At 57.2% G+C, this 15,360-nt stretch carries 21 protein-coding genes; 4 read left to right on the top strand and 17 right to left on the bottom strand.

Annotation, left to right across the window (positions count from 1 at the left end):
* Positions 1-39: 39 nt before the first annotated feature.
* Positions 40-999: a quinone oxidoreductase family protein gene (locus IEW09_RS07700; RefSeq protein WP_188553598.1), complete on the bottom strand. Its 960-nt coding sequence runs from the start codon at positions 997-999 to the stop codon at positions 40-42.
* Positions 1,000-1,095: 96 nt separating this feature from the next.
* Here IEW09_RS07700 and pdxT point away from each other — a divergent pair, with 96 nt between their 5' ends.
* Positions 1,096-1,683: a pyridoxal 5'-phosphate synthase glutaminase subunit PdxT gene (pdxT, locus tag IEW09_RS07705; protein ID WP_188554358.1), complete on the top strand. Its 588-nt coding sequence runs from the start codon at positions 1,096-1,098 to the stop codon at positions 1,681-1,683.
* A 52-nt stretch (positions 1,684-1,735) separates the two neighbouring features.
* Here the strand turns inward: pdxT and IEW09_RS07710 are convergent, their stop codons facing one another.
* From IEW09_RS07710 to IEW09_RS07765, 12 genes are all read right to left on the bottom strand, one after another.
* The gene (locus IEW09_RS07710; protein WP_188553599.1) at positions 1,736-2,425 is read right to left on the bottom strand and encodes a dienelactone hydrolase family protein; all 690 of its coding nucleotides are present in this window, start codon (positions 2,423-2,425) and stop codon (positions 1,736-1,738) included.
* Positions 2,426-2,471: 46 nt separating this feature from the next.
* Positions 2,472-2,708, bottom strand: a complete 237-nt coding sequence (locus tag IEW09_RS07715; protein WP_188553600.1) for a hypothetical protein — start codon at positions 2,706-2,708, stop codon at positions 2,472-2,474.
* Positions 2,709-2,824: 116 nt separating this feature from the next.
* Positions 2,825-3,724, bottom strand: coding sequence for a flagellin N-terminal helical domain-containing protein (locus IEW09_RS07720; RefSeq protein ID WP_188553601.1), 900 nt, complete (start codon positions 3,722-3,724; stop codon positions 2,825-2,827).
* A 53-nt stretch (positions 3,725-3,777) separates the two neighbouring features.
* Positions 3,778-5,175 (bottom strand): flagellar hook-associated protein FlgK, encoded by a 1,398-nt coding sequence (gene flgK, locus IEW09_RS07725; protein WP_188553602.1) that lies wholly within the window; start codon positions 5,173-5,175, stop codon positions 3,778-3,780.
* Positions 5,163-5,423, bottom strand: coding sequence for a hypothetical protein (locus IEW09_RS07730; protein ID WP_188553603.1), 261 nt, complete (start codon positions 5,421-5,423; stop codon positions 5,163-5,165). The genes flgK and IEW09_RS07730 overlap by 13 nt, the downstream gene beginning before the upstream one ends.
* Before the next feature lie 2 nt (positions 5,424-5,425).
* Positions 5,426-5,737 (bottom strand): flagellar biosynthesis anti-sigma factor FlgM, encoded by a 312-nt coding sequence (flgM, locus tag IEW09_RS07735; RefSeq protein WP_188553604.1) that lies wholly within the window; start codon positions 5,735-5,737, stop codon positions 5,426-5,428.
* 38 nt (positions 5,738-5,775) lie between these two features.
* Complete coding sequence (locus IEW09_RS07740) at positions 5,776-6,102, bottom strand: hypothetical protein (protein WP_188553605.1); 327 nt, start codon at positions 6,100-6,102, stop codon at positions 5,776-5,778.
* Positions 6,099-7,232 (bottom strand): flagellar basal body P-ring protein FlgI, encoded by a 1,134-nt coding sequence (locus IEW09_RS07745; RefSeq protein ID WP_188553606.1) that lies wholly within the window; start codon positions 7,230-7,232, stop codon positions 6,099-6,101. The genes IEW09_RS07740 and IEW09_RS07745 overlap by 4 nt, the downstream gene beginning before the upstream one ends.
* A gap of 47 nt (positions 7,233-7,279) precedes the next feature.
* On the bottom strand, positions 7,280-8,119 hold the full coding sequence (locus tag IEW09_RS07750; RefSeq protein WP_229739176.1) for a flagellar basal body L-ring protein FlgH: 840 nt from the start codon (positions 8,117-8,119) through the stop codon (positions 7,280-7,282).
* A complete protein-coding gene (locus IEW09_RS07755; protein WP_188553607.1) occupies positions 8,116-8,607 on the bottom strand; it encodes a flagella basal body P-ring formation protein FlgA in 492 nt (163 codons plus the stop codon). Before IEW09_RS07755 ends, IEW09_RS07750 begins: the two co-directional genes overlap by 4 nt.
* Positions 8,608-8,656: 49 nt before the next feature.
* Positions 8,657-9,445, bottom strand: coding sequence for a flagellar basal-body rod protein FlgG (gene flgG, locus IEW09_RS07760; RefSeq protein ID WP_188553608.1), 789 nt, complete (start codon positions 9,443-9,445; stop codon positions 8,657-8,659).
* 56 nt (positions 9,446-9,501) lie between these two features.
* A complete protein-coding gene (locus tag IEW09_RS07765) occupies positions 9,502-10,299 on the bottom strand; it encodes a flagellar hook-basal body protein (protein WP_308420538.1) in 798 nt (265 codons plus the stop codon).
* Positions 10,300-10,396: 97 nt separating this feature from the next.
* Between IEW09_RS07765 and IEW09_RS07770 the strand changes: the two genes are divergently transcribed.
* Entirely contained in the window at positions 10,397-10,786 is a 390-nt protein-coding gene (locus tag IEW09_RS07770; RefSeq protein WP_229739177.1) for a response regulator, read from the top strand.
* Positions 10,787-10,833: 47 nt separating this feature from the next.
* Positions 10,834-11,304, top strand: a complete 471-nt coding sequence (locus tag IEW09_RS07775; RefSeq protein ID WP_188553610.1) for a chemotaxis protein CheX — start codon at positions 10,834-10,836, stop codon at positions 11,302-11,304.
* Positions 11,305-11,435: 131 nt separating this feature from the next.
* Here IEW09_RS07775 and IEW09_RS07780 read toward each other — a convergent pair whose 3' ends face one another.
* The 3 genes from IEW09_RS07780 to IEW09_RS07790 all read right to left on the bottom strand — a co-directional run bounded on the left by IEW09_RS07780 (position 11,436) and on the right by IEW09_RS07790 (position 13,615).
* Positions 11,436-11,975 (bottom strand): YceI family protein, encoded by a 540-nt coding sequence (locus IEW09_RS07780; RefSeq protein WP_188553611.1) that lies wholly within the window; start codon positions 11,973-11,975, stop codon positions 11,436-11,438.
* Between the two features lie 257 nt (positions 11,976-12,232).
* Positions 12,233-13,105, bottom strand: a complete 873-nt coding sequence (locus IEW09_RS07785; RefSeq protein ID WP_188553612.1) for a pirin family protein — start codon at positions 13,103-13,105, stop codon at positions 12,233-12,235.
* A gap of 39 nt (positions 13,106-13,144) precedes the next feature.
* Entirely contained in the window at positions 13,145-13,615 is a 471-nt protein-coding gene (locus tag IEW09_RS07790) for a MarR family winged helix-turn-helix transcriptional regulator (protein WP_188553613.1), read from the bottom strand.
* A gap of 273 nt (positions 13,616-13,888) precedes the next feature.
* Between IEW09_RS07790 and IEW09_RS07795 the strand changes: the two genes are divergently transcribed.
* On the top strand, positions 13,889-14,320 hold the full coding sequence (locus tag IEW09_RS07795) for a hypothetical protein (RefSeq protein WP_188553614.1): 432 nt from the start codon (positions 13,889-13,891) through the stop codon (positions 14,318-14,320).
* Positions 14,321-14,364: 44 nt separating this feature from the next.
* Here the strand turns inward: IEW09_RS07795 and IEW09_RS07800 are convergent, their stop codons facing one another.
* Positions 14,365-15,315 carry a hypothetical protein gene (locus IEW09_RS07800; protein ID WP_188553615.1) on the bottom strand — a complete coding sequence of 317 codons (951 nt, stop codon included), beginning with the start codon at positions 15,313-15,315 and terminating at the stop codon, positions 14,365-14,367.
* Positions 15,316-15,360 lie beyond the last annotated feature (45 nt).

The following is a 15,360-nucleotide window of genomic DNA, read 5'->3' on the forward strand; positions in this document are numbered from 1 at the left end:
CTGCGCAGGCTCCTGCCTTTTGCATTGCCTAAACCTTAGCTACAACGTAAAAACAATACGATCCGCAGTCTTGCTACTCCATGCCTCCGACACCTGAGAAAGCGGAACAGCCTGAGCGGCGATCTTCAGTTTTCCCGGCACAACCGCCTTCATAAACTCTCCGATATTCTTCACCAGTACCTCATTGGAGACGCTGCCCAACCCACTCCCCAGCAGTTCCAGCCCAGAGCTGCGCAACGCTCCCGACGAAAGCGTAATCGTCTGCCCCGTCACCGAACCGATCTGCACATAACGAATACGCGGTTCCGCCTCACCTGAACCATGCCCGGCGACAGCAGCTATCAGGCTCTCCGCCGATGCCCCCCAGAGATAGTCGAGAATCACATTCACGCCACTCTCTTTGATCTCCTTCCGAAAGACCTCCGTCAACTGCTCGGGCGACTGGTCCAGCGCAATCACGCTGTCCGCTCCCAGCGATGGAAGCTCCGCAACGCTTGCTTCATTTCGGCCCGTCGCAATTACGCGACGAGCACCCAGATACTTCGCAATCTGGATCGCCAGCCGCCCAGAAACACCCGTCGCTCCATTGATCAGCACAGTCTCCCCGGCAACAAATTTGGCACGCTCGTTCAAAGCGACCCACGAAGACATCCCAGGATTCGCCGCTGCGGCTGCCGTAACATCGTCAAGTTCCTCCGGTAGCGCAACGTATTGCGAGCTTTGAACCACCGTCAGCTCGGCCATCGAACCGAACGGAGACCTCGGAAACGCAAAATAAACCCTGCGTCCATCAGCCAGCCTTCCCACGCCGTCTACGCCCGGAATAAACGGAAGCACGGGGCTGCTGCTGTAGTGTCTTCCAGCCGCCTGACCGCGAACCAACTGGCTCAACCCAGCCGCACTGACCTTCACGAGTACTTCGCCCGCCTGCGCGGCAGGCTCATCAAACTCACCGTACTCAGGCACTCTATCGAAGCTGTTCACCACTGCAGCCTTCATTAATCGCTCCTTTGGCATCCCTGAACAATCTAATTAGAAATGAATACCGGCAATCGCAACATCGCGCCGTCTGTCTCAGATACCATTAAACCAGCCATGCCCAAAACCCTCACCATCGGTGTACTTGCCCTGCAAGGCGCATTTGAAGCCCACGCAAAAGCCCTCGAAGCCCTCGGCGTCACCGCGAAGCTCATTCGCAACCCGGCAGAGCTCAAGGACCTCGACGGCCTCATCATCCCCGGCGGCGAATCCACCACCTTTTTGAAGTTCCTCGAGCGAGACGGCTTCCTCGATGTCCTGCAATCCTTCGTCGAGGCCACCCCTACCTTCGGCACCTGCGCCGGAGCCATTCTGCTGGCAAACCATGTAGAAAATCCAACACAGAAATCTCTCGCCGTCCTCGACATCACCGTTGAGCGCAACGCCTACGGCCGCCAGATCGACTCCGCCATTCTCACCGCGCCGACAAAGCTCGAAGGCGACCCACTAGAGATGGTCTTCATCCGCGCTCCCCGCATCACCCACACTGGGCCCGGCGTTGAAACCCTCGCAGAGCGCGACGGCTTCCCCGTCCTCGTTCGCCAGGGCCACCTGCTTGCCGCTACTTTTCACCCAGAGCTAAGCGCCGACACCCGCGTCCACCAGCTCTTCCTCGATCTCGTTCAAGAGCACACCAAGGCGTAGCGCGACTGGCTGAACCGATCGCTCCAGCCAGTCGATTTAGATCGACGATCTCTCAGGCAACATTCGTCTTGAAAAAAGCCAGCGTCCGCTTCCGCGCCAATGCAGCAGATGCCGCATGATGCGTATTCGGGTCCACACTGCGATTGAACGCATGCCCCGCGCCCTCGTAAACATAGATCTCGACATCAGGATGAGCCGTTCGCACCGCCTCAATCTGATCGGCTCCAATATGGCTATCGGCACCGCCAAAGTGCAGCATCACCGGGCAGCTCGGCTCCTCGGTGGCATACTTCCCAATCCCTCCGGGGTAGTAGCCGACGCAGCACGAAGGCTGCATCTTCAGCGTCTCGCCCCGCGTCGCCGTCAGCCAGCTCATCAAGCCGCCGTAGCAAAACCCGAGCACGCCAATGCCCCTGCCTACTTCCTTTGCTACTTCATAGGCCACCGCGATATCCAGCAGCGCTGTCTCAGGATTCAGCTTCTTCCAAAACTCACCGGCACGCTTGGCGTCCTCGCCTTCGTACTTCAGCTCCACATCACGCTCATAGCGGTCGAACAGAGCCGGAGCAACCACAACGTATCCCTCTTTGGCATACTCGTCAGCCACATTGCGTATATGCCAGTTGACGCCGAAGATCTCTTGCACGAGCACGATTGCCCCAATCGGCTCTCCCTCAGGACGAGCCACGTACACGCTCAGCTCATTGCCATCCGACGCCTTCACCTTCAACCATTCGCTCATCGCTTCCCCTTTTCCGCTTTCGATCTTGCCTGAGATAGATGCGAGATCAACGTCCGCCGTCTATCGGCTTCTCCGCATAGCCCTTGATCTCGCCCGTCCAGCGAAGAAACCGCAGTAACTGCCTCTTCTCTTTCCAAAACAGGTTCCAGAAATCCCTTGCCCGCACCGTATCCGCTCGCTGGCCCGAGTAGGTCTCAAGACGCCAGCGCAGATAGGGACTTCGCCAGGGTCGTAGCCTCTCGCCTCGCGTGGCATTCCATAAAAAACGAATTGTTCCCATCATGACCCCGCGGTTCCAGTATAAAGAAACAATTCCACCAGATAGAAACTCACTCCAGTTAAGAAAACAAAAGACCCAACCCTTTCGGGCTGGGCCTTTTGCATCGAAAGAAAGACGATCTATTGCATGTAGTCAAACAGATCTGACTTCTCAAGTGCAGTCATTACGCTCATCAATGCTTGATTCTGCGTCTCAGCCGCACTTAGCTGCGTCGCCACCGAAGCCGGATCGGCAGAGACCAGGTTTCCCTGCTGCACCTTGAACTGGCTCTCCTCTGTCTGTGCATACGTGCTTGTCGCTTGCAGACGACTCAGTGAACCATCCAGCAGACTGCGTTGTGCAGATACATTGCTAAGCGCAGCCGACAGAGTTCCGGTATCGGCGACAGCACTTGCGCTGGCCGTCCCCCCTGCAAAATCGGCGATCAATTGGTTCAACGCTCCAAAGACACCCGTGCTACCCGAGCCAAAGACATCCGATCCCGCAAGATTCGTCTGGATCTTTTGCCCGCTTGGTGTCTCAACATAGTTGACGTTCGTGTCCCCCACATAGCTGGTCGTGGCAGGTGAAGTCGAGGTGTTCAACGTAAACGGCTTGACCGATCCCTGGCTGCCTGCAAAGAGCGCCTGCCCAAGGTAGCTCGTATTCGCCAGCGACAAGACTTGATCGCGAATTCCGGTCAACTGTTGCTGCACGCTGGCGATGTTGGCCGAGTTGAGTGTTCCGTTACTTCCCGAAACCGCCAGCGATACCGCCGAAGTCAGTTGGCTCACGATCTCGCCCAGCGTCGAATCCGAGACCTGCATCATGGACTGCGTCCCGGATGCGGTCTGCACAAAGGTGTCGTCCTTCGAGATCGCGCTGCCCATCACCGTACTCTCTGCCACCGCTGTCGGATCGTCCTGCAAAGAAGTAACTCGCAGCCCACTCGAAAGCTCATTCGTAAGCGTAGCTTCCAGACTGCTCGACTGGTTCAACGCACCCACAAGATTGCTGACATAATTCGGATCGACCCTCACGCACGCTCCTCCTGATCTGAACTGACTAAACCGCAGACGATGTTGCGCCCGCTTTAGGTCACCGTCGTCTCCACGCCTAGATTCAACGCGCTGGCCATAATCGAATCGACAATCGAGAACACCTTCGCCGCAGCCTCATAGGAGCGCTGATACTGCGTCAGGTTCGACGCCTCCTCATCAAGCGAGACACCGGAGAGCGAGTCTCGCTGACTCGTAAGCTGTGTCAAAGTAGCCTGCTGAGCCGTATTGTTAGTAGTCGCCCCGGCCGTATCATTGCCGACCTGGCCAAGAAACGAAGCTAGAAATCCCGAGGCCGTCTGTCCGCCGGCAACATTCGCTGTCGAAAGATCCGCCAGCGCAATTGCGTTGCCACTACCCGAAGATCCTTCGCCTGTTGCAGCCGCCGCAATCGCCTTCGGGTCGCTGGTTGCCACCTGAATCAAACCCGCCGCACCGGCAGCGCTGGTCGGCAGCGTGAAGATCGCTCCCCCAGGATTACCGTTGCCATCGGTCCCCAGCGCATTCTGCTGGTTCACCGCCGTCCCAATCCCATAAGCGAGATTATCCAGCGCACTCGCATACGTCGGCAGATTCTGATCTCTCGCCTGCAAGACACCGCCAAGCTGTCCGCCGGTAATACCCGAAGTGATGTCCTGCCCATTAGCAACCACGTCGGTCTTTCCGGCCACCTGCGTCGTGCTCAGCGCATATGATTGACTGCCGCTCACCAGAATCGCACCGTTCGCGGTCGTCAATGTAATGCCATTCGATTCGGTCGTCATCTGGTCCAGTCCGACATACTGCGACAACTGTGCAATCGCAAGTTGCCGTTGATCCTCAAGCGTTCCCGCATCCGCGTTGGGGCTGATCGTCGCGATCTGCTGGTTCAGCGAGGCAATCGTCGTCGTCAACGAATTGATCTGGCCCACCGTTGTGCCGACCTGCTGGTCGAGTCCCGTGCTCACCTGAGAAAGCTGGTTCGACGCAGAGTTGAAAGCCGAGGTCAAATTGTTCGCCGCAGTCAGCACTGCCTGTCGGGCCGACGTATCCGCAGGATTGCTCTCAAGCGACGAGAGCGAATTGAAGAAGGAATCCACCGCGGAGCCAAGCGTCGTCGAGCTGGCCGATGTGCTCGTCGAGGTCAGGCCAAAGATGTCCTGCACCTGCTGCAGTGCCGTCTGCAACGCTCCACTCTGCGCCTGCGTCTGCGTCTGCTGCTGTACACGCTGTTCAAGAACCCGGTCGCGCACGGACACCGCAGTGCTCGAAACTCCGATGCTATAGCTTGTGCCGCTCAGCGTTACAGCATCGGCCGGCTGCCAGTTCACCACCTCACGTGTATAGCCCGGTGTATTCTGGTTCGACACATTGTTTGCAGTTATGTTCAGAGCGTTCTGGTCCGCCATCAAGGCTTCCCGGGACAGGTCCATCAGCGAGCTCAGCGTTCCCATAGATCTCTCGTATTTCTTCCGTATAAACGGCGAAGCGCATTGAGATTTGATTCACTGTGGTACAAAACCAGTTCAAGCACACGCTTCTTCGCCAGAATGGAATCGATGTCGAGTCCATCCGCCACAGGTTCGGTTTGAGCCAGCGTCGTCATCTGTCGTTCGATCGCTTGAAGAGTGTCTAAATCCAGAATGGCAAGCGCGTGGACCGTCTCGTCGAGCGCATTGCACAGCGCCTGTTTGATACCCATCTCTACTCCAGCAGAGAGTCGATCATCTTGCCGGCCACATCCGACGAAGAAACGTTATAGTTTCCCGAGGCAATCGCCTTCTGCAAAGCTGCAACCTTGTCCGTCCGCACATCGGAACCCTCAAGTGCGTGCGCGATCATTCCGCCGGCAGAGCTCAGATTCGTCTGATCGGCCTGCTTAGCTGGAGCCGCAACCGTGCTGCGCTGCTGTGAGGTACTCGTTGACTCTGTCACCTGAGAGGCCGGCTGTGTCGTTGCAGGCTTAATCGAGCTAAGCGCCTGCTGCAGGTTTCCGATCCCATTTGTGTAACTCATGTGTTCCTCCGTCTACTTCAGTTATCGGCACAGCCTGACTAAACTTTAGTACCGTGCGACGCTTTTTGCTCGTCCCGCTGGTGCTCCTGTGTCACCTGTTGAATCACCTGCCGCGCAATGCCAAGGCCTCCGCCCTTCGAGATGGCAGTAGCCACGGCTTCAGTCCCAAAACTACTGATCGTATCCATCCCGCTATCGCTGCTCTGGTTATCGTCTCCTCCCCAGCTATCCTCACCGGAGCGCATCGGCTTCAACATCTCTTGCAGCATCATCGACTCAAACTGTTGCGCGGCGCTCACCAGCTTGGGGTTCTTCGCCTCATTCGTTGTCGCAGCACTACTCGCTATCGTCGCATCAATCCTCATAGCACCTCAATCTCCGCTTCCAAAGCACCCGCAGACTTCATAGCCTGAAGGATCGAGATCACATCCCGCGCCGACGCTCCAATCGTCTGCAGGCTCCGCACCAGGTCATCTACCGTCGCTCCCTGCTTCAACTCAATGCGATTGACCGGTTTATCCCGCGCAGTAATCCTCGTCTGTTGCACCACCTGGCTGGCGCCTCCAGAAGAGAAGGCATTCGGCTGCGATACCTCGAACTGACTCACAACATTGATCGCCAAACCACCATGCAAAATCGACACCGGTTGTAGCACCACCGTTCCGCCGATGACCACCGTACCCGTTCGCTCATTGACTACGACCTTTGCCCTGGGAAAGACCGGCACCTCGACCGACTCCACCTGCGCCAGCAGCTCGGGAACATCCTCGCCGTGCGCAACCTCGAGATCGATCTCCCTGCTGTCGAGCGCATGTGCCGCCTGCCTTCCCAGCTCGCGATTGATCGCCTGCGAAACAGCTTCAGCAGTCCGAAAATCTGCATCGTTCAGCAACAGTGAAAACTTGTTTCGCCCCTCCAGGTCAAGCGGCACGCCCCGCTCTACAATTGCGCCATAAGGAACACGCGCCGTATTCGGATGGTTATACTGCTTCGTATTTCCATTCACGCTAACCGAGTAGCCGCCAACCACCAATGGCCCCTGCCCCTGCGCGTAGATTTTGCCATCGGCGCCATAGAGCGGTGTCATCAACAGCAATCCGCCCTCAAGGCTCCTCGCGTCGCCAGCAGAGGATACAGTCACGTCGAGCTTGGTGCCCGGCCTCGCGAACGGCGGCAACGTCGCTTCGACAAACACAGCCGCAAGGTTCTGCACCCGGATCGAAGCCGCGGGCACGCTGACCCCCATGCGCAGCAAGGTCGCAGCCAGTGTCTGCGTTGGAAAGGTCGTCTGTTGGCTGTCGCCCGTCCCCTGCAACCCCACCACGATGCCGTAGCCAACCAATTGATTGTCGCGAATGCCTTCGATCGAAGCGATATCTTTCACTCGTGCCTCTCGCTGCGGCACCTCCCCTGCATCGACGGCAAATCCCTGTAACGTCAATGCAAGCAAGGCAATCAATATCAGACTGCGACAAACAATTTTTCTTACCGTCATTGATTGAAGCTTCAATTCACGCACTCTTGCACTCATGGCCTATCCACTTAGAAGATCAAGATCTGTTGCAGAAGCCGGACGAGCGCATTCTGGCGGTGGGTGTAATCGTTGACGATGCCTTTTCCTCGAACCTCAAGCTCTAGGCTTGAAATCGCAGTCGAAAGCACCTGATTTTGTTGAGAGATGTCCTCAGGCCGCACCAGTCCATGAAGAACAATCGTCTGTGTCTGCTGGCTGAACTCAACCTGTCGAGCCGCTTCGATCACAAGTATTCCATTTGGAAGCACTGCCATCACCTGTCCTCCAAAGACTGTGCTCAAGCTCGAATTGGTCGCGCTCGCACCTTGAGCGTTCAGTCCCGCCGTCGCGTTTGCATTAATCAAATTCTGAAGAGCATTGCCCGCGTGCAAGGTTCCAATTAATCCGGAGATTCCGGAGTTCGCATTCGAAGTGCGCGAGTTCTTCACCGTTCCATCAGTTGAAGCTGCAAGGTTCTCCTCTACCACTACTGAGATCAGGTCATGAGGCCGCATCGCACGAACATCCGTATTCATGCGGGTCAGCCGTCCATTGTCCGTCCAGATCGATCCCGACGTGGGCTGTACATTCGAATTCGCGGTGCGCACCCGCTCGAGATACGAGTCGAGCGACGTCTCCGCAACGCTCGGCTTCGGCGCCATCGCTTTTTTAATCGCCTGAACCTGCGCGTGCAGCGAACAGGCAGCCATCAGCAACAGCAGCACCCCAATCGCTCCAGCGACAAAAGGCCCCATTCCCCCGTTTCCAGACTGTCGTGGCGTTAACGGCGTTGCAACCGGTGGAACGATCTGCTCGCCTGACCAATCTTTTGTCTTCGCCCCCCACCCAATCTGCATAAAGACGGTCATGGCTGCATCTCCACATCTGCCCGCCCGCGAACGACTCCGCTGAACTGCTCTTCCGCAGATTGACTACTGCCCGGCCGCCGTAGCAAACGCACACGAATGGTCTCGCCCATGCTTCCGCTTTGTTCTGCAACGCCGCTCACTTCGATTCGTAAAAGGTCTTCCTGCCGCCAAAGCTCGACGACATCCCCTGCACGTACCAGCGGAGAACCCTCCTCACGAACCTGCGTGCTCAATCCATGCACTGCGGGATCGGTGCCAGCGGTACGCAGTGAAAGACTCGGCCACTCAGGATGCCCACAGCTGACAATCGTCGCCCAGCTCTGACGCATCACTGGATCCCAGCGAACGCTGGCCACACGATAGCCTTTGTCATTCGGCATCGGCGGAGATACAACCTTCGCTCCGGACAATCTTGCGGCAGCCGCTGGTGTCGCAGCGCAGGCCGACGCAAAGGCAGTTACACTCTGCAACCCCGCCAGTGCAATCAAGCTCGATAATATCCACCTACGCAAGCAGAACACATTCCCCATAGCGCACCTATCGAATCATGCCGTTGATCTGTGAATACATATCGTCGGCCACATGCACGACCTTGGAGTTGCTCTCATACGCGCGCTGCGCCAGAATCATCTGCACGAACTCCGCCACGACGTCGACGTTCGAGTTCTCGAGACCACCCTGCTGCAGCGTCCCCATTCCACTGTTTCCCCCTGGAGTGTCCGTAATCGCATTGCCGGAAGAATCAGTCGGCATCAGCAGGTTGCCGCCGATCGAGTTCAAGCCACCCGGATTCACGAACGTCGCCAGCTGTATCGTTCCCAGCTGCGCCGCCGCCGTCTGTCCCGGAATCGTGGCCGTCACAATGCCATAAGGAGAGATCGTGATGTTCGTCGCATTCGATGGAATCGTAATCGCCGGCAGCACCGTGTCTCCGTCCGCAGTCACCATCGTTCCCTGATTACTGCGGTGGAAACTCCCCGCGCGCGTGTACGCAATCGTGCCATCGGGTCGCGATACCTGAAAGAACCCGGATCCCTGAATCTCTAGGTCCATCGGGTTGCCGGTAGAGTTGAAGTCACCCTGCGTCATGATGACCTCGCTCGCCGACGACTTCGTTCCCAACCCAATCTGCAACCCCGCCGAATCCGTCTGCGGGCTCTCCGCCGATCCCGGCACGATCACGTTCTGATAGATCATGTCTTCAAACTGCAGCCTTCGCTCACGAAACCCGGCCGTCGCTGAGTTGGCAAGATTGTTCGCCACCGTGTCCAGATTTGCCTGTTGCGCGCTCATGCCGCTCGCTGCCGTATATAACGCTCGAATCATCGTCTACTCCATCTCCTTCAGTAAGGACAGGCCTCCGCGAGCGCCCGCCGTTCGTGTCAGACCCGCGGCAGGTCCTCTGCCGCAACCTTGTCAAAGCTGGTGTCGAATACGCTCAGCGCCTTCTGCATCATCTCTGCCTGTCGCTGCACCAGCACCAGCTGCATGGTGCCATGAATCGCATCCTCATTCGAACCCTCAACCGATCCCTGAACCAGAGTCGCCGCTCCCGCTACCGGCTTTACTCCCCCTGCCGAAAAACGATTCGTCCCCTCAGCCTCAAGCACCGACCGATCGCTGAAATCGAAGACACCCACCTGCCCCACAATGGCGTTGCCATTCTGCGTCGTCACCGAGATGCTCCCGTCCGGCCCCACATGCACCGCACCGCTCGGGATCGTGATGCTCTGCTGATTAACGTCGAGCACCGGCTCTCCTGCGCTCGTCTCCAGCAGCCCGGCTGCCGACCGCCTGAATGAGCCGTCCCGCGTATAGCGAATCCCATTCGCCGTCTGTATCGCGAAAAATCCCTGCCCCTGCAGCGCGAAGTCCAGCGGATCCCCCGTCGCCGTCAACTCTCCCTGCCCCATGTCCAGCAGGTTGCCTCCAAGCACACCAAAGTCATTGACCGACTGGCCAACCTGCGACGCCCCAGCCGAACTCTCCTGATCCATCCCGCCCGTCAGCACACCGCTGAAGTAATCCCGCTGCGCTCGAAAGCCCGTCGTTCCCGCGTTCGCCAGATTGTTGGCCGCAGTATCGAGCGCCTGCGTGCGCGCCAGCAGACCGGTGTATGCCGCATATAAGCCGCTATCCATGCCCGTGCTAATGCAGGTCAGTGGCCGAAGTGCTGCCATCCGGGGTTAGAGAAAATTAAGAACGCCTTCGCCCCCTCAAGCTTCCGGCCCATCCGCCGATACAGCATACAGATCGATGTACTACCGGAGGGGTGGGTTGCGAGCTCTGATTATTGATGATTCAGCAGTGATGAGGAAGGTGATCGAACGGGCGCTTCGCCAGGCTGGCCTCGAGCTCACCGAAGTTTTACAGGCCTCCAACGGCGAAGAGGCCCTGCAGGCACTACGCGACGACCACGGTAAATCCAATCCGCTTTCCCTGATTCTCAGCGACATCAACATGCCTGTGATGGACGGCCTGCAATTTCTCGAGCAGCGACGCGACGAAAAGCTCGCCGTCGGCATCCCCGTCGTCATGATCACCACCGAAGGCAGCGAACCGCTCGTTCTGCGCGCCATCTCTGCCGGGGCGCAGGGCTACATCTGTAAGCCCTTCACCGCAGAACAGGTAAAGGCCCGCGTCGTGCCCCTGCTGCGAGCGGCCTAGTGTCACGCACTATCGCTGAATCAAACTTCTAACTCTAAAGAGGACACATGCAGGCAACTGAGAATCCCACCCCGCATCACGAAATCGTCAACCGTCTCGACACCGCCGTCTCCGAAGTCTTCGAGATGATGCTCGAGCGAAGCTGCGACCCCATGGATGGAGATGTCAACATCGTTGACGGCAGAATCGTAGCCCGAATCCAGTTCACCGGTGCCGTCTCCGGCGAGTGCATCCTCTACGCCAGCCCCGCTACCGCTGCCGTCACCGCCGAAGCCCTGCTCGGCACAGCCTCCTCCGAGCCCGCCGACCCCATGGTCGACGACGCTATCGGCGAGCTCTGCAACATGATCGCCGGCGGATGGAAGAGCAAGCTCGAACACCCGCAGGCAGGCTGCCTTATCTCCGTCCCCGCCGTCACCCGCGAGGGCCTCGGCGCCCTGGAGGGCAAGTTCGGCACAAAGTTCAGCCGCACCTACTCCTTCCAGGGCAATGTCTTCGGCATCGTCCTCGCGTTCTGACAGGGATCTGTAAAAAATACAAACCAACACGTCATCTCGACCGAAGCCGCACAGCCTTATCGCGCGGCGCAGTGGAGAGACCCCTGTATTTCGTCTTTGCCATTGTCCGATATCTCGAAACAACGCAAAGTTTAAGCCGCCGCCTGCTTCACCAGCTCGACGTCAAGCTCGATCTTCACATCGTCGCCCAGCATAACGCCGCCAGTCTCGAGCGCCGCATTCCACGTCAGCCCAAACTCGCTGCGCTTGATCTTGGTCGTGGCCGAAGCTCCAACCCGAATGTTGCCCCAGGGGTCCTTCGCCTCGTCGGAAGGCCCTTCAACCTTCAGCACCACTTCCTTGGTCACGCCTCGAATCGTGAGACCGCCCGTGACCTTGAACTCGCCTTCGCCTTCACGCTCCACCTTGGTGCTCTTGAACGTGATGGAAGGATACTGAGCGGCATGGAAAAACTCCTCGCTCTTCACATGAGCATCGCGGTTCTCATCGCGCGTATTCAGCGAGTGGACATCAATCTCCGCCTCGATGCTTGAAGCCGCAAGGTTCTCCGGGTCATAGACAACCGTGCCCTTCACACTCTTGAAGTCACCACGCACGTTAGAAATCATAAGATGGCGAATCGTAAACTGCGCACTCGAGTGCGCCGGATCTATTGCATAAACAGTCTTCATCGGTCTTCTCTCCTTGGTTGATGTAGCGTGATCGTTTGTATTGCGCGATGTTCCATCAATTCTCTTAGCATCTGTTTAAAAACTCTTTAATCCATTTCGACTAAGACACTCACCACAACGGTACGTCATCTCGACCGGAGGCGGCGCTTTTGTCGCCGCAGTGGAGAGACCCCTGTATTTCGCACTTGTTTTTGTCGTTGCTTCATTCACACCAGTGCAAAATCGCTGAGGGATCTCTTCCATAACAGCCTTCTCTTTTACGCAAGTTGTCCCATCTTGCCGGCCTTGTAGTCCTCCACTGCCTGCACCAGCTCCTCCCGCGTGTTCATCACAAACGGCCCATAGCTGGCTACCGGTTCCTGAATAGGCTCGCCACTCAGCACCAGCAGCGTCGAGTCCTTCTTAGCTTCGATGGCAACACCGCTCCCCGACTGGCTCAACGTCGCAATCCGGGCCTCCCCTGTCAGCGAGTGCGTCCCATCGATAGAGACATCTCCCTTTCTCAGCACAATCGAAGCGTTGTGTCCCTCGGGCAAAGGAATCTCAACTTTTTCTCCCGCCTTCAGCACCACATCAAACAAATTGACTGGCGTAAAGGTAAGAGCAGGACCTTTGACTCCGTTGAACTCGCCTGCGATCACACGCGCATGTCCGCCTGTTCCAAACTCCACGACTGGAATCTGCTCCTTCGTAATCGCCTGGTAGCGAGGCTTCGACATCTTCACTGCCTTGGGCAGGTTCACCCAGAGCTGCACCATCTCGAAGATTCCGCCCTTACGTGCGAACTCCTTCTCATGCATCTCCTCATGCACCACACCCGAAGCCGCCGTCATCCACTGTACGTCTCCCGGATAGATCACCCCCGAATTCCCCGCCGAGTCGCGGTGCTCCACCGAGCCCTGATACGCAATCGTCACTGTCTCAAAACCGCGGTGCGGATGCTGCCCCACTCCCGGGGTCTTGCCTGACGGCTTGAACTCGTTCGGTCCTGCATAATCGAGCATCAGGAAGGGATTGACCTCCGCCTCCAGCCCATTCGAGGGAAACAGGTTTCTCACCGGAAAACCGTCGCCAACCCAGTGGTTCGATCCCGGTCCATATACTCCAAGCACTTTTTTCTGCTCTGCCATCACTTACTCCTTCCGGCGTCCTCTGACGCCACTTGCTGTTCACTTACCTGAAAACTTGTCCTCAGCCAGCCGCCCCAGCCGTCGCAACGACTCGATCAGCGCCGCTCTCTCCTCCACCGGAAATCCGGCGACCGCCTCCTCCATCGCCTCGCGGTGTTCGGCAAATACTCTTTCGATCAACTCTCTTCCGGCATCGGTCAGGTGAATAATCCGCGATCGCCGGTCCTCCGCATCGTCCTGCCGAGTCACCAAACCGCGTGCCTCCAGCCTGTCGACCGCCGCCGTCATGGAGCCGCTGGTCAACAACACCTTGGCTCCAATCTGCTTTACGCTCAACGGCCCGCGATGCAGCAGCGCCTCAAGAACTCCAAAGTCGCTCTGCCCCATTCCGAAGCCGCCAATGTTCCGTTCGGCGTGGGCCTCCAGAGAGCGCATCGCCTTCCAGAGAACCAGCCAAAGATGAACCCCGCTGGTATCCGTCTCTCGTCCGTCTTTTTTCAGGTCATTCATATGTTGATATAAAGATGCTTGGTATCAAGATAAAGATTCACAGAAAGATTTCGAAGACATAGCAGCCGTCAGATATCAGGTACTTAGCCGCCAACCGATGGGCCGGGCTACCGTCTCATCCATCCCTGGGTATTCGCATGTAAAGACTTTCTTGACAATACTTTACGTTGCTTAACCAATCTTTATCGCATGGCCTTCTTCCCGGTGATGGAATCAGGATGCGGCGGTCGATCGGCAAGCCAAATCGACCGCCCCAGCCATCAAGGAGGGCTTATGAAACACATCACTTCAGTCATTGCAAAGGCGCTTTTCACGACCCTGATCGGCGGAGGAATGCTCGCAGCAACCGCCCAGGCGCAGTTTATGAACGGCGCAGAAGCCACGATCCCCTTTGAATTCTCGACTCGGAACCAAAATATGGCCGCAGGTAACTATGAGATCGAGCTGCTGCCTGACCAGTTCCTGTTAGCTATTCACAAAGCAGGAACCGGCCGGAATCTCATCTTTACCGTGCGCCAGGAAGAGAGCCGGACTGCTCCGACGCACGGATACCTAACCTTTCACCGCAATGGCGACCATCTTTATCTGTCAGAGATTCACTTCGCGGGCACCCAAACTTACAGTGTTGTGCTCCAGAAACGTCAACTGTCTACTAATGATGTAAAAGTTGCCTTCTCCGCTCCGGCAGAGGCCGTACGAAGATAGTTTAGCGTTCAACTATTTAGCAGTTCAACTATCTAATGGCTCAACTATTTGACAACGGACTGGAAGAGCGGCGAGCTGAGCAGACCGGCAAACTCACTATCGGAAGAAGAGTAGTCCACAGTAAGCGTTCCGGAGTTGGAATCGACTGTAGTCCGGTTCAGCGCCGCCTTCTCCATCGGAGAACCTGACGCTTCCTTCATGAGAACCATGCCCTTCATCAGCGTGGCACAGGTTGCCGCTGTCATCGTGTCCGACATTACGACGGCCATGTCGAACTTCACCCCGTTGTCGAAGTCCATGGTGTACCGCGAGCTCTTCATCCGGTTGCGGACCGTGTCATAGTCGGTCAACTGCGCGGCGTCACCCAGCACGCTGCGCATCATCGTCTGCGTCCCTTTAGCGTCGAGCAGACTCCAGATTGCGCGCTGGTCTACTGAACCCATCTCGTTGACCATGTCGCCATTGGTCAGGAAGTTGGGAATAATGCCGTCCCGCGCATCAACTGCGTCCTTGACCGCGGACTTGTCGCCAAAGACCATAGTGGTCTGATCCAGGAAGACGACACTCATCCCAGCCGAACCCATGGGATAGATGGTGTTGTTGCGGATCACAGTGGTCTTGGCCTTGCTCTTGGCAAAACCCGCCAGAATAGACTGCGTCTGGAACTGGCCCTGGGCGATGCCGACGATCCTGGTTCCCTGCCCGCTGGAGTCGCGGAACGATGCAAATGCGAGCACATCCGCGTCCTTGTCCACATTGAGCTTGGCATTCTTCAGCGCCGACTCCAACCGCTTCAACTCTGGCGGCAACACCCGCTCCTTGAGCGCCATGGCGGCGTTCGAGTTCTGCATAGCGCGATAGTCCACCACGATGATCTGTTGGACGTCTTTAGGAATCGCCGATTTGGCATCGCTCGATAACTCGGCCGCCTGAGAAAAGGTGGCTGATAGAGCGAGAACGGCAATGGGGAGAAGGTGACGGTACAGAATGCGCAATGAAGTAACTCCTTGACCGCGGTCTTTTGCGGCCCAACCTTTCTA

The sequence above is a fragment of the Edaphobacter dinghuensis genome, assembly GCF_014640335.1.
GTDB classification, from domain to species: domain Bacteria; phylum Acidobacteriota; class Terriglobia; order Terriglobales; family Acidobacteriaceae; genus Edaphobacter; species Edaphobacter dinghuensis.

What these genes read in the sequence shown, in the direction of transcription:
- flgK (WP_188553602.1), bottom strand. Translation starts at nt 5,175, where the DNA reads ATGGGAACGCTGAGCTCGCTGATGGACCTGTCCCGGGAAGCCTTGATG.
- IEW09_RS07715 (WP_188553600.1), bottom strand. Translation starts at nt 2,708, where the DNA reads ATGATGGGAACAATTCGTTTTTTATGGAATGCCACGCGAGGCGAGAGG.
- IEW09_RS07780 (WP_188553611.1), bottom strand. Translation starts at nt 11,975, where the DNA reads ATGAAGACTGTTTATGCAATAGATCCGGCGCACTCGAGTGCGCAGTTT.
- IEW09_RS07710 (WP_188553599.1), bottom strand. Translation starts at nt 2,425, where the DNA reads ATGAGCGAATGGTTGAAGGTGAAGGCGTCGGATGGCAATGAGCTGAGC.
- IEW09_RS07790 (WP_188553613.1), bottom strand. Translation starts at nt 13,615, where the DNA reads ATGAATGACCTGAAAAAAGACGGACGAGAGACGGATACCAGCGGGGTT.
- IEW09_RS07730 (WP_188553603.1), bottom strand. Translation starts at nt 5,423, where the DNA reads ATGGGTATCAAACAGGCGCTGTGCAATGCGCTCGACGAGACGGTCCAC.
- IEW09_RS07785 (WP_188553612.1), bottom strand. Translation starts at nt 13,105, where the DNA reads ATGGCAGAGCAGAAAAAAGTGCTTGGAGTATATGGACCGGGATCGAAC.
- IEW09_RS07795 (WP_188553614.1), top strand. Translation starts at nt 13,889, where the DNA reads ATGAAACACATCACTTCAGTCATTGCAAAGGCGCTTTTCACGACCCTG.
- flgG (WP_188553608.1), bottom strand. Translation starts at nt 9,445, where the DNA reads ATGATTCGAGCGTTATATACGGCAGCGAGCGGCATGAGCGCGCAACAG.
- flgM (WP_188553604.1), bottom strand. Translation starts at nt 5,737, where the DNA reads ATGAGTTACACAAATGGGATCGGAAACCTGCAGCAGGCGCTTAGCTCG.
- IEW09_RS07700 (WP_188553598.1), bottom strand. Translation starts at nt 999, where the DNA reads ATGAAGGCTGCAGTGGTGAACAGCTTCGATAGAGTGCCTGAGTACGGT.
- IEW09_RS07775 (WP_188553610.1), top strand. Translation starts at nt 10,834, where the DNA reads ATGCAGGCAACTGAGAATCCCACCCCGCATCACGAAATCGTCAACCGT.
- IEW09_RS07745 (WP_188553606.1), bottom strand. Translation starts at nt 7,232, where the DNA reads ATGACGGTAAGAAAAATTGTTTGTCGCAGTCTGATATTGATTGCCTTG.
- IEW09_RS07750 (WP_229739176.1), bottom strand. Translation starts at nt 8,119, where the DNA reads ATGACCGTCTTTATGCAGATTGGGTGGGGGGCGAAGACAAAAGATTGG.
- pdxT (WP_188554358.1), top strand. Translation starts at nt 1,096, where the DNA reads ATGCCCAAAACCCTCACCATCGGTGTACTTGCCCTGCAAGGCGCATTT.
- IEW09_RS07740 (WP_188553605.1), bottom strand. Translation starts at nt 6,102, where the DNA reads ATGAGGATTGATGCGACGATAGCGAGTAGTGCTGCGACAACGAATGAG.
- IEW09_RS07765 (WP_308420538.1), bottom strand. Translation starts at nt 10,299, where the DNA reads ATGGCAGCACTTCGGCCACTGACCTGCATTAGCACGGGCATGGATAGC.